The sequence below is a fragment of the Allobosea sp. FG18 genome, from assembly GCF_057809495.1.
The window spans coordinates 110,346-122,496 of the sequence record NZ_JBMDKB010000011.1 but is presented as its reverse complement, the minus strand read 5'-3'; the positions used below and the strand labels follow the sequence as shown (position 1 = coordinate 122,496).

9 protein-coding genes and 1 pseudogene are annotated in these 12,151 nt (G+C 66.4%); 6 read left to right on the top strand and 4 right to left on the bottom strand.

The window, feature by feature from the left end; genetic code table 11:
* Window positions 1-227 precede the first annotated feature (227 nt).
* The 3 genes from ACODTJ_RS14160 to ACODTJ_RS14150 form a co-directional block, all read right to left on the bottom strand.
* Window positions 228-1,508, bottom strand: a complete 1,281-nt coding sequence (locus ACODTJ_RS14160; RefSeq protein ID WP_454657550.1) for a TRAP transporter large permease — start codon at window positions 1,506-1,508, stop codon at window positions 228-230.
* On the bottom strand, window positions 1,505-2,074 hold the full coding sequence (locus ACODTJ_RS14155; RefSeq protein ID WP_454657549.1) for a TRAP transporter small permease: 570 nt from the start codon (window positions 2,072-2,074) through the stop codon (window positions 1,505-1,507). The genes ACODTJ_RS14160 and ACODTJ_RS14155 overlap by 4 nt, the downstream gene beginning before the upstream one ends.
* A gap of 100 nt (window positions 2,075-2,174) precedes the next feature.
* Window positions 2,175-3,188, bottom strand: a complete 1,014-nt coding sequence (locus ACODTJ_RS14150) for a TRAP transporter substrate-binding protein (protein ID WP_454657548.1) — start codon at window positions 3,186-3,188, stop codon at window positions 2,175-2,177.
* A 357-nt stretch (window positions 3,189-3,545) separates the two neighbouring features.
* Here ACODTJ_RS14150 and ACODTJ_RS14145 point away from each other — a divergent pair, with 357 nt between their 5' ends.
* The 4 genes from ACODTJ_RS14145 (at window position 3,546) to ACODTJ_RS14130 (ending at window position 7,334) form a co-directional block, all read left to right on the top strand.
* The gene (locus tag ACODTJ_RS14145) at window positions 3,546-4,295 is read left to right on the top strand and encodes a FadR/GntR family transcriptional regulator (RefSeq protein ID WP_488849189.1); all 750 of its coding nucleotides are present in this window, start codon (window positions 3,546-3,548) and stop codon (window positions 4,293-4,295) included.
* Window positions 4,296-4,306: 11 nt separating this feature from the next.
* A complete protein-coding gene (locus ACODTJ_RS14140; protein ID WP_454657546.1) occupies window positions 4,307-5,071 on the top strand; it encodes an SDR family oxidoreductase in 765 nt (254 codons plus the stop codon).
* 72 nt (window positions 5,072-5,143) lie between these two features.
* The gene (locus tag ACODTJ_RS14135) at window positions 5,144-6,343 is read left to right on the top strand and encodes a mandelate racemase/muconate lactonizing enzyme family protein (protein ID WP_454657545.1); all 1,200 of its coding nucleotides are present in this window, start codon (window positions 5,144-5,146) and stop codon (window positions 6,341-6,343) included.
* Between the two features lie 262 nt (window positions 6,344-6,605).
* On the top strand, window positions 6,606-7,334 hold the full coding sequence (locus ACODTJ_RS14130) for a class I SAM-dependent methyltransferase (RefSeq protein WP_454657544.1): 729 nt from the start codon (window positions 6,606-6,608) through the stop codon (window positions 7,332-7,334).
* Window positions 7,335-7,422: 88 nt separating this feature from the next.
* Here ACODTJ_RS14130 and ACODTJ_RS14125 read toward each other — a convergent pair.
* A pseudogene (locus tag ACODTJ_RS14125) lies at window positions 7,423-8,748 on the bottom strand (dicarboxylate/amino acid:cation symporter).
* A 217-nt stretch (window positions 8,749-8,965) separates the two neighbouring features.
* Between ACODTJ_RS14125 and ACODTJ_RS14120 the strand changes: the two are divergent.
* Together ACODTJ_RS14120 and ACODTJ_RS14115 are read left to right on the top strand one after the other, a co-directional pair.
* The gene (locus ACODTJ_RS14120) at window positions 8,966-10,786 is read left to right on the top strand and encodes a sensor histidine kinase (RefSeq protein ID WP_454657543.1); all 1,821 of its coding nucleotides are present in this window, start codon (window positions 8,966-8,968) and stop codon (window positions 10,784-10,786) included.
* A complete protein-coding gene (locus ACODTJ_RS14115) occupies window positions 10,783-12,150 on the top strand; it encodes a sigma-54-dependent transcriptional regulator (protein WP_454657542.1) in 1,368 nt (455 codons plus the stop codon). Before ACODTJ_RS14120 ends, ACODTJ_RS14115 begins: the two co-directional genes overlap by 4 nt.
* Window position 12,151 lies beyond the last annotated feature (1 nt).

Sequence of the window (12,151 nt, the reverse complement as noted above, 5' to 3'; positions counted from 1 at the left end):
TTCGATTTGGAATAGTGAAACTCTGCAACGGAGGCGTCAAGGCGCACTTCGGGAGGGCGGATGAGCGGCTTCTTAGACTTTCGATGTACGATCGGCGGGGGCGGCGCAGCGACGCAAGCGGGCCCGGCGCCGGACGCTGTCGCATGGCAGGCGGCTCGGGTAGAGACGGGCTCCGCTGGAGCTTGCGGAGCCTTCCTTTTGCCGGTCGGTCTCGCTCTGGTGATGCCTCAGCGCGACATCATCTGCAGCGGCCACATCACGATCTGCGGGAAGATCACCAGCAGGGCCAGCACGATAAGCTGGGCGACCATGAAGGGCGTCACGCCCTTGATGACGCCCGTCATCGGCACCTTGGCGACGCCGCAGACCACGTTCAGCACGGTCCCGACCGGCGGTGTCACCAGTCCGATGGCGTTGTTCATGATGAACAGCACGCCGAAATAGACCGGGTCGATGCCCGCCTGCTTGACCACCGGCATCAGCACCGGCGTCAGGATCAGCACTGTCGGGGTGAAGTCGAGCGCCGTGCCGACGATGAAGACCATCACCATCAGGATGGCCATCAGCAGGATCTTGTTCTCCATGAAGGGCGCGACCATGTCGGCGACCTGCTGGGGAATGTTGGCCGTGGTGATCAGCCAGGCAGAAACGCCGGCCGCCGCGACCAGGAACATGATGACGGCGGTGGTCTCGGCCGCGCGGTACATCAGGCCGAACAGCTCGCGGATCTTGATCTCGCGATAGATGAAGACGCCGACGAAGAGCGAGTAGGCGGCTGCGATCACCGCGGCCTCGGTCGGGGTGAACCAGCCGACCTTGAGCCCGCCGATGATGACCACGGGCAGCACCAGCGCCCAGCCGGCATTGCGGGTTTCGACCAGCCGTTCGCGCATGCTGCGCTTCGGCTCGACGCGCGGGTTGTCGCGCTTGATGCTCCAGCGCCAGGCCAGCATGATCGCCATACCCATCATCACGCCCGGCACGATGCCGGCGATGAACAGCTTGGTGATCGAGACGCCGCCGGTGACGCCGAAGATGATCATGCCGATCGAGGGCGGGATCACCGGCGCGATGATGCCGCCGCAGGCGATCAGGCCGCAGGAACGGTTGATGTCGTAGCCGGCATTGCGCATCAGCGGCACGAGTACGGAGGCGAGCGCCGCGGTGTCGGCGACGGCCGAGCCCGAGAGCGAGGCCATGATGACGGCGGCGATAACAGCGACATAGCCGAGGCCGCCGCGGATATGGCCGATCCAGGCCATGGCCATGGTGATGATCCGGCGCGTCATGCCGCCGGCATTCATCAGCTCGCCGGCCAGCATGAAGAAGGGCACGGCCAGCAGCGGGAAGGAATTGGCGCCGTCCCACATGTTCTGGATGATGATCTGCGGGTCGGAGATGCCCATGTAGAGCATCATGGCGAGGCCGCAGCCGATCAGCGCGAAGGCGACCGGCATGCCCAGCGCCATCAGGCCGAGCAGCGACGTGATGAAGACGAAGACGATCACGGCTTGGCTCCCTGCGCCTTCATGTCGCGCTCGGCTTCGAGGCCCTCGGCCATTCCCTCCTCGTGCACGTCGATCAGCTCATTGTCGGAGACCTGTCCCAGCGCGAGGCGGATCAGGTTCGACAGGCAGATCAGCGCGATCGCGGCGCCGGTGACATAGCTCACGCCATAGACCCAGATCATGCTGAGCTGCGCGACCGGCGAGGCGTTGCCGGCGATGATGTCGTGCTGGAGATAAGTGCCGTAGAAGATGAACAGCGCGCAGATCAGCATGATGACCTGGCTGATCGCCCAGCAGACCTTGCGGCCGAAGATCGGCAGCGCCTGGACCACCATGTCGACGCCGAGATGGCTGCGCCGGTGCAGGCCGATGATGCCGCCGAGGAAGGTCATCCAGACGAAGGCGAAGCGCGGGATTTCTTCCGACAGGTCGATGCCGGTGTTGAAGAAGATCCGCAGCATCACGTTGCCGAAGACCATGACCAGCATCACGGCCATGCAGATCACGAGGATGACCTCGATCAGGCGGTAGAAACCGTCCGTCGCTGTCTTGAGCAGGCTGGTCATCGGTCACCTCGCCGGCGGCACTTGGAAGGGGATCGCCGGCTCGGCGCCGGTACTTGAGAAAAGGACAGCCGGCCACTCGGGCCGGCTGTCGTCGCGTGCCTTACTTGGCGGCGCGTGCCTTTTCGATCTCGGCGACGAAGCCGTTCACGAACTCCTCGCCGATCTGCCCCTTGAACTTGTCGACCACCGGCTGAACCTTGGCCTGCACCTTGCGCAGGTCGTCGGCCGAGACCTCGTCCACCGAAACGCCAGCGGCCTTGAACTTGGTGATCACGTCGCGGTCGCCCTCGTCGAGCAGCTTGCGCTGCAGCAGGCCGGCCTCGGTCGCGGCCTTCTGGACGCCGGCCTTGTCAGCGGCCGAGAGCGTATCCCAGAACTTCTTGGAAGCGACCAGCGCGACCGGCGTGTAGACGTGGTTGGTGATGGAGATGTGCTTCTGCACTTCCTGCATCTTGTTCGCCCACATGTGCTGGAGCGGGTTCTCCTGCCCGTCGAGCGCCTTGACCTCGAGCGCGGTGAACACTTCCGAGAAGGCCATCGGCACGGCGTTGGCGCCGATCGACTTCCAGGTGTCGAGCGCCACCGGGTTCGCCATCACGCGCAGCTTCAGGCCGTTGACGTCCTCGGCCGTCTTCACGGCGCGGCGGCTGTTCGAGAGGTTGCGGAAGCCCATGCCGGTCCAGGTCAGGCCGACGAGGCCGCTCGGCTCGATCTTCTCGAAGATCTTCTTGACCGAGGCGCCGTCGAGGACCGCGTAGACCTCCTTCTCGTTCTGGAACAGGAAGGGCAGGTCCCAGACCTGGACTTCCTTCACGCGGGTCGAGAGTGGCGCCAGCGTGCCGATGTAGAATTCCTGCGTGCCGGCCTGCGTCGCCTGGAGCTGCTTCTCGTCGCTGCCGAGCATGGCCGAGTGGAACGCCTGAATCTTGACGTTGCCATTGGTATAGGTGCCGGCGAGTTCCGCGAACTTGGCGACGGCGGTCGCCTGCGGGTGCGTGTCGGGCATCGCATGGCCGATCTTCGCCTTGACCTCGGCCATGGCCGCTGTCGAGCCCAGCAGGGCAGCGGCCAGCGCGGCGATGAAAGCGAAGCGTGTCGGATGGGTCTTGGTCACGATACTCGTCTCCGGAACAGTTGCTGGGGGATGTGTCACCGAACGAAGGCAGGCTCAACCGCTCGGCGGCGTTGTCCACCGCCGAGGGCAGGGACTCATGTCCGGTGTCTCTTGATCTCGGCGTGGACGTCGCGGGAAGATCCGGCCTGGCCGTCCCGGCCTCTTGACGGCGCGGCCAAGGCTGCTCCGGCGACAGGCGGAGTCCGGCGGGTCCCTGCGAGCATGTCGGCCTTCCCTCGATCGCGGCGCGTTGTTTTCGCTCTGGAGGCGGGCGCCGTTGCGGCACCCATAACGCGGCAGAAGTCAGGTTGTCAAACAACTGACAACATGACAATGATGTTCTAGCAGGAAGTCACCATGCAGCTCTCATCCATCGGATCACGGCCCAATCTCGCGAGCGATGCCGCCACCGCGCTGGCGACCTCGATCCGTTCGGGCGCCTTGCAGCCGGGCGATCGGCTGCCCTCCGAGACGGAGCTTGCCCGCCAGCTCGGCGTCAGCCGGCCGGTGGTGCGCGAGGCCATCGCCTATCTGAAGGCCGACGGCATCGTCGAAAGCCGCCGGGGGCTCGGGCTCTTCGTCAACCAGCAGGATTCATTGCGCCTGCGCCGGGCCGAGATCGCGGCCTCCGAGCAGTCGATCCTGCAATTCCTGGAATTCCGCCTCGGGCTGGAAGTCGAGGCAGCGCAACTGGCCTCGCTGCGCCATACGTCGGAGGACCTGGCCCGGATGGAAGCGGCCGAGGCCGCGCTGAACGCCGCCGACGATACAGGGGAGGACAGCTCGGCCCATGACCTCGCTCTGCATCTCGCCATCGCAACGGCCGCGCATAACCCGCTCTTCCTGACCGTGCTCCAGTTCGTCTCGAGCCCGCTGCTCAATTCGATCCGCAGCATGCGCGACAAGGATCGCGGCGAGGATTCGAACATCGCGATCCGCCGTGCCGACCATGCCGCCATCCTCGGCCGCATTCGTGCCCGCGACCCGGCCGGCGCCGGCGAGGCGATGCGCAAGCATATCGGCGAATCCTACCGCCGCTACGCGGCGAAGCTTGCCGCGAGCGGCACGATGCCGGCCCATCCAGCCCTCCAGATCCCATCGACATAGGACGCTTAAGCGTGACCTCTCCCTTCGATCTCTCGGGGCGCACCGCGCTCGTGACCGGTTCTTCGCGCGGGCTCGGCCGTGCCATGGCCGAAGGGCTCGCGGCTGCGGGCGCCAGCATCATCCTCAACGGTGCCGATGCCGGACGCCTCTCCGATGCCGTCGCGGCGATGACCGCGGCCGGCCACACCGCGCGCGGCCTCAACTTCGACGTGACGGATGAGCAGGCGGTGGTCGCCGCATTTGCTGCGCTCGATGCCGAGGGCATCGCGGTCGACATCCTCGTCAACAATGCCGGCATCCAGTTCCGCAAGCCGATGCTGGAGCTGGAGACGGCCGACTGGCGCCGCGTGCTCGACACCAACCTGACCAGCGCCTTCGTCGTGGGTCGCGAGGCAGCCCGCCGCATGGCCAAGCGCGGCCATGGCAAGGTCATCAATATCGGCTCCCTGACCAGCGAGCTCGCCCGTGCGACCGTCGCGCCCTACACGGTGGCCAAGGGCGGCATCAAGATGCTGACCAGGGCCATGGCGGCGGAATGGGGCGAGCTCGGCATCCAGGCCAACGCGATCGGCCCCGGCTACATGCTCACCGACATGAACCAGGCGCTGATCGATAACCCCACCTTCGACGCCTGGGTGAAGGGCCGCACGCCCGCCCGCCGCTGGGGCCGCCCGGACGAACTCGCCGGCACTTGCGTCTACCTCGCCTCCTCGGCTTCCGACTATGTCAGCGGCCAGATCATCTATGTCGACGGCGGCATGATCTCGGTGCTGTGAGCCCACGATAACCGACAAGCGGCGAGGGGCCTGCGCGCCTGCTCCCGGATTGATTGAACAGGACGAAACGCCATGAAGATCACCGCCATCGAAACCCTGCGCGCCGAGGAATTCGGCAATGTGCTCTGGGTGCGAGTCCACACCGATTCAGGCCACATCGGGTTGGGCGAGACGTTCTACGGCGCTGCCTCCGTCGAGGCGCATATCCACGACACGTTGGCCGGCCGCCTGCTCGGCAAGAACCCGCTGCATATCGAGGCGCTGCATCGCGAGATGACCAACCTGCCGATGGCGCAGTCCTCGACCGGTGCGGAATCCCGCGCGACCTCGGCGATCGACATCGCGCTCTGGGACCATTTCGGCAAGGTCTGCGGCCAGCCGGTGCACCAGATGCTCGGCGGCCTCTGCCGCGACAAGCAGCGCATCTACAACACCTGCGCCGGCACTCGCTATGTCCGCTCCAGCAACATCAAGCCGGTCTCGAACTGGAGCCTGGGCGACGAGGGCAGCCCCTATGAGGACCTCGACGGCTTCATGAACCGCGCCGACGCGCTGGCCGAGAACCTGCTGGAGCAGGGCATCACCGCCATGAAAATCTGGCCCTTCGATCCGCCCGCGATCGAGAACCAGGGCCTCTACATCACGGCCGAGCAGATGAAGAAGGCGGTCGAGCCCTTCGAGAAGATCCGCAAGGCCGTCGGCGACAAGATGGAGATCATGGTCGAGTTCCACTCGCTCTGGAACCTGCCGACAGCCAAACAGATCGCCCGCGTGCTCGAGCCCTACAAGCCGACCTGGTACGAGGACCCGATCAAGATGAACTCGCCGCAGGCGCTGGCCGAATATGCTCGCTCGACTGATGTCTGGGTTTGCGCCAGCGAGACGCTGGGTTCGCGCTGGCCCTACAAGGACATGCTGGAGCGCGACGCCGCCCATGTCGTGATGGTCGACCTGTGCTGGACCGGCGGCCTGACCGAGGGCCGCAAGATCGCGGCGCTGGCTGAGACTTGGCACCGCCCCTTCGCGCCGCATGACTGCATCGGCCCTGTCGGCTTCGTCGCGGCGGTCCACACCTCCTTCAGCCAGCCGAATACGCTGATCCAGGAATCGGTGCGCGCCTTCTATCGCGGCTGGTATCTGGAACTGGTCACCGAGATGCCGCGCATCGAGAACGGCTATGTCTACCCGATGGAGGCGCCCGGCCTCGGCGTCGACCTGCTGCCGGCCGTCTACGAGCGCTCCGACCTGACGGTGCGCCGCTCGACGCTCTGAGAATGCCGGGGCGCCGTCCGTAGCAGCGTCCGCCTCGGGAAGCGTAGTAAACATGGAGGTGCCGGAGCATATCGACGGATCGTCGACGTGCTCCGGCACGATTCTTTGCGTCACCCCCCAAATGGGAGATGCATAATAACAATGGCTTTCTCAAAGACGCTCGAATATTCCAAACGTTCGTATTTCTCGTGGGGGGGGGCTGCTACCTGTCGTGCCGGGCTGCCGGTCGCGGCCAGAACGTCGCGCCATGGCGGTTTTTGGCATGAACATCGGTGTATTCGCGCAGGAATATCTGCGCGCGGCAGTTCGCAAGCCGGGCCAGTTCCTGCAGGCGCGCCCGGCGCGGCTCTGTACCATCTGCGGTCATGAGGGGCGCTTCCTCGATGTCGGCCCGCGGCCCGAGGCGCGCTGCCCGAACTGCTCCTCCAAGGAGCGCGACCGGATCATGGGGCTGTACCTGCGCGCCAACCGCCTGGACCTGGCCGACAAGGCCGTGCTGCATTTCTCGCCGGAGCGGCCGTTCTTCCGCTTGTGGAAGGACAATCCCCGTTACGTCGCCGGCGACGTCAAAATCAGCAAGGTCGCCAATGCCGTCGTCGACATCACCAATATCCAGTTCGCCGACGACCATTTCGACTATCTGATCTGCCATCATATCCTGGAGCGCGTTCCCGATGACGCCCAGGGCATGCGCGAGTGCTTCCGCGTCCTGAAGCCCGGCGGCACCGCCTTCTTCTCGGTGCCGCTCGACCAGTCGCGGGCCGAGACCTGGGAGCCGCCGGCGGATATGCCGGCCGCCGAGATCGAGCGCATCTGCGGCTGGGACCATGTCCGGCTCTATGGCCGCGACTTTCCCGACAAGCTCGCTGCCGCCGGTTTCGACGTCGACGAGATCAGGTTCTCTGCGGAAGATGGCGACCGCAGCCGCCTGGCCGAGAAACATGCGCTCGAGCCGCAGGGGCTCGACCGCCTCTTCGTCTGCAGGAAGTGACCGGCGTCTGCGCCGCTCGGGCCGATTGCGTGAGTGATCGACCGCGGCTCGCAGGAGCCACGGTCCATCATCGTGCCGGCCGTGCCGATCACTCCGCCGGAGCCATCAGCGGCTCGTCGAGGAAATCCGGCAATTCGCCAGCGAGCGCGGCCTTCAGGCGGTTCTCGTCGAGTTCGCCTTCCCAGCGCGCCACCACGATCGTGGCCACGGCATTGCCGATGAAGTTGGTCACCGCCCGGCATTCCGACATGAAGCGGTCGATGCCGAGGATCAGCGCCATGCCGGCGACCGGGACGGCCGGAACGACCGAGAGCGTGGCGGCGAGCGTGATGAAGCCCGCTCCAGTGATGCCGGCAGCGCCCTTCGAGGACAGCATCGCGACCAGCAGCAGCAGGATCTGGTCGCCGAGCGGCAGGTGGATATCCATCGCCTGGGCGATGAACAGCGCCGCCAGCGTCATGTAGATATTGGTGCCGTCGAGATTGAAGGAATAGCCGGTCGGGATGACGAGCCCGACGACCGAGCGTTTGCAGCCGGCGGCTTCCATCTTCTCCATCAGGCTCGGCAGCGCCGCTTCCGAGGAGGAGGTGCCGATGACGAGGAGGATCTCGTCCTTGATGTAGCGGATCAGCGCCAGCACCGAGAAGCCGTTATAGCGAGCGACCGCGCCGAGCACGACCAGCACGAACACCGCCGCCGTGATGTAGAAGGTCAGGATCAGGAAGGCGAGGTTGGCGACCGAGCCGATGCCGTAGCGGCCGATGGTGAAGGCCATCGCGCCGAAGGCGCCGATCGGGGCGGCCTTCATCAGGATCGCGACCAGCTTGAAGATCGGGGTCGAGAGCGCCTGCAGGAAGTCGAGCACCGGCTTGCCGCGCTCGCCGACCATCGCCAGCGACAGGCCGAACAGCACGGAGAAGAACAGCACCTGCAGGATGTCGCCCGAGGCGAAGGCGCCGACGATCGTGTCCGGGATGATGTTCTGCAGGAAGCCGACGATGCTCGTGTCATGCGCCTTGGCGGCGTAGCCCTGCACGGCCTTGGCATCGAGGCTGGCGGGATTGATGTGCAGGCCGGCGCCGGGCTGGATCAGGTTGCCGATGACGAGGCCGACGATCAGCGCCAGCGTCGAGAAGCACAGGAAATAGATCATCGCCTTGCCGGCGACGCGCCCGACCTTCTACATGTCGGTCATCCCGGCGATACCGGTCGAGACCGTCAGGAAGATCACCGGCGCGATGATCATCTTCACCAGCTTGATGAAGGAATCGCCGAGCGGCTTCAGGGCGGCGCCCTGTTCCGGCCAGAAATGGCCAAGCAGGATGCCCGCCGCGATGGCGAACAGCACCTGCACATAGAGATGCTGGTAAAACGTCTTCGGGCGCGCCGGCTGAGCGGGCGCGACGTCGATCATGGTCGCCATGTTCTGCTCCTTGGGTCGGCGGTCGTCTTGGTTTTGTTCGAAACCGCTGCCTCTCTTTCGCAACCGGCGTGCCAACCGGCCGGAAATCAAGGAAGTTGAACGAAATCAGCGAGTTGCGATTCCCGGCGGAATCAACCTGCGAACGCCCTGGGCGGAATTCCGCACGCGGCCTCTTGATTTGTGCGGAACTCCGCACAACGACTGAGGGATGAGCCGTTCCGGGTCCGATCCATGGCGGAGTGCCACGACGCAGCGCTGGCTGGTCTTCGGGCTGGTCGTGGCGGCGCTGGCGATCGCTTCGCTTTTCGCGGCTGGTGAGATTGGCCGGAGCCGCGCTGTCGCCGCGACTGAAAGCCGGGCGACCGATGGCGGCACGCTGGCGCTGGCGATCCTGCGCGGTGAGCTCGAGAAGCAGCGTGCGCTGCCGGTCATCCTGGCGCGCGATCCCGATGTCCGGCAGGCCCTGACCGGCGGCAGCCGCCACGGGCTGGACCTCAAGCTCGAAGCCATCGCCCGCGAAGCCCGTACGGCGGTGATCTATCTCCTCGGTCCCGACGGCGTCGCGATCGCGGCCAGCAACTGGAACGAGCCCACGAGCTTCGTCGGCAGCGACTACAGCTTCCGCGACTACTTCAAGGGCGCGGTTGCGAACGGCGCGGCCGAGCAATTCGCGCTCGGCACCGTCAGCCAGCGCCCCGGCCTCTATGTCACCCGGAGGATCGAGGAGGGCGGCCGGAGCCTCGGCGTCATCGTCGTCAAGGCCGAGTTCGATCGCGTCGAGGCGGATTGGCGGGCGCTCGGCGGCCAGACCTATGTCGTCGACCGGCGAGGCGTGGTGCTGCTCTCGACGGTCGAGGATTGGCGCTTCCGGGTCGAGGCGCCGCTTGCTCCGGCGACCGCGGCCGCGATCCGGGATTCGCTTCAGTTCGGTACCGCTCCGCTGACAATGCTGCCGCTGCAGGAGCGCGGCGATCTCGTGCAGGGCGCAGATGCCTTCGCCGGGCGCTATGTCCGCATCCGTCAGCCTGTCGCGACCACGGACTGGCGCTTGGAGGTGCTCCAGCCTGTCGATGCCGCGATCACCGCCGGACGCTCGCAATCGCAGGCGCTGGTTGCGCTCCTGCTGATGCCGGGGGCGGCGCTGGCTGGCTTCGCGCTGCATCGCCGACAGCGCAACCTCGCCCGGCAGGAGGCTGATGCTCGCTCCAAGGCCGAGCTGGAGGACCGCGTCGTCGAGCGCACGGCGGAGCTTGCCGGCGCCAATGAACGCCTCGTCGCCGAGATGGCGAAGCGCACCCGCGCACAGGAACGGCTCTCCAATCTCCGCGAGGAACTGGCCAAGGCCAACCGCCTCGCGACGCTCGGCCAGGTCACCGCCGGCGTCGCGCATGAGGTCAACCAGCCGCTGGCGGCGCTGCGCACCTATGCCGAGAACGCCCGCGCCTTCCTCAAGCGTGCCGAGCCTGCGGATGCGGACGGGGCGCTGGTCCGGATCGTCTCGCTGACCGACCGGATCGGCGCGATCACCGAGGCTTTGCGCGGCTTCGCGCGGCGCGGCAAGGAGCCGTTGGCCCCGGTTCCGATCGGCACGATCATCGAGGGCGCCTTGACCCTGCTCGAAGGTCCCTTGCGGCAGGCGGGCGTGACGCCGCTCGTCACCGTGCCGCCGGAGCCGATCCATGTCATCGCCCGGCCGATCGAACTCGAACAGGTCTTCGTCAACCTGTTGCGCAATGCGATCGAGGCGTTGATGGAAGGCGGGCAGGGCGGCGAGCCTGCGCTCGCGATCACGGTCACGCCAGGCGACGAGAGGGTCGAGATCGCGATTACGGATCGCGGCCCCGGCTTGTCCGAGCAGGCGCTGGCGCAGCTCTTCGTCCCGTTCAGCACGTCGAAGCCCAAGGGGCTCGGCCTCGGGCTGGTGATCTCGCAGGACATGATCGTCTCCTTCGGCGGCACCTTGAACGCGACGAGCGCTCCCGGCGCCGGAGCCAGCTTCGTCATCAATCTCGAAAGGGCGGCGGCATGAGCGATTCCGCAGGCTCCATCGCTGCGATCGAGGTCTCCTTCGTCGATGACGACCCCGATCTGCGCGATGCCAATGTCCAGGCACTGCGCCTCGCCGGCTTCCGGGCGGTGGCACTATCCTCGGGCGAAGCGGCGCTGGAATGGATCGGGCCGGACTATGCCGGCATTGTCGTCACCGATATCCGCATGCCCGGCATGGACGGGATCGAACTGTTCCGGCGCCTGCGGGCGCTCGACCCCGATATCCCGGTGATCATGATCTCTGGTCATGCCGATATCGCCACCGCCGTCGGCGCGATGAGCGAGGGCGCTTACGACTTCATCGCCAAGCCTTATGCCGGCGAGCGCCTCGTCGAGACGCTCCGGCGCGCGGCCGAGAAGCGCGCGCTCGTCCTCGAGAATCGGCGGCTGCGGGCGCTGGCCGAACAGGGCGAGGAGGAGACCGCGCTGATCGGCGAGACCGCCGCGATCACGCGCCTGCGCCAGACCATCCGCGAACTCGCCGATGTCGATGTCGACGTGCTCGTGCTCGGCGAGACGGGCACCGGCAAGGAGGTCGTCGCCGGGCTGCTGCACCGGCTCGGTCGCCGCCGCGACAAGCCTTTCGTCGCGCTGAATTGCGGCGCGCTGCCCGACAGCGTCATCGAGAGCGAGTTGTTCGGCTACGAGCCCGGCGCCTTCACCGGCGCGCAGAAAAAGCGGATCGGCCGCATCGAGCATTCCAGCGGCGGCACGCTCTTCCTCGACGAACTGGAGAGCATGCCGCTTTCTGCTCAGGTCAAGCTCTTGCGCGTGCTGGAGATGCGCGAGATCGCCCCGCTCGGCTCGAACGACTTGCGCCGCGTTGATCTGCGGGTCGTGGCCGCGACCAAGGCCGATCTCGGCGATCCCGCCCAACGCCGCGATTTTCGCGAGGACCTGTATTATCGGCTGAACGTCGTGACCCTGCGCATTCCACCGCTGCGCGAGCGCCGCCGCGACATTCCGCTGCTCTTCACCCGGTTTCTGGCGCGCGCGGCGGAAAAGTATCGCCGGCCGGTGCCCGCGCTGGATCGGGCCGTCGAACGCTATCTGGTCGAGAACGACTGGCCGGGCAATGTCCGCGAGCTCGTCCACTTCGCCGAGCGGGTCGCGCTCGGCCTTTCCAGCGATCTGCCGGCGCAATCAGCTCGCTCTGACGCTCCGGTCGCGAGCCTGCCGGATCGCCTCAACGCGATCGAGGCCAATCTGATCCGCGAGGCGCTGGAGGCCAATCGCGGCGATGTCCGCGCGACGCTGGAGACGCTCGGCATCCCCCGCAAGACCTTCTACGACAAGCTCGCCCGTCATGGCATCGATAGGGCGGCCTATGCGATGGCGGAGTGAA

What these genes read in the sequence shown, in the direction of transcription:
- ACODTJ_RS14155 (WP_454657549.1), bottom strand. Translation starts at nt 2,074, where the DNA reads ATGACCAGCCTGCTCAAGACAGCGACGGACGGTTTCTACCGCCTGATC.
- ACODTJ_RS14145 (WP_488849189.1), top strand. Translation starts at nt 3,546, where the DNA reads ATGCAGCTCTCATCCATCGGATCACGGCCCAATCTCGCGAGCGATGCC.
- ACODTJ_RS14135 (WP_454657545.1), top strand. Translation starts at nt 5,144, where the DNA reads ATGAAGATCACCGCCATCGAAACCCTGCGCGCCGAGGAATTCGGCAAT.
- ACODTJ_RS14130 (WP_454657544.1), top strand. Translation starts at nt 6,606, where the DNA reads ATGAACATCGGTGTATTCGCGCAGGAATATCTGCGCGCGGCAGTTCGC.
- ACODTJ_RS14120 (WP_454657543.1), top strand. Translation starts at nt 8,966, where the DNA reads ATGAGCCGTTCCGGGTCCGATCCATGGCGGAGTGCCACGACGCAGCGC.
- ACODTJ_RS14115 (WP_454657542.1), top strand. Translation starts at nt 10,783, where the DNA reads ATGAGCGATTCCGCAGGCTCCATCGCTGCGATCGAGGTCTCCTTCGTC.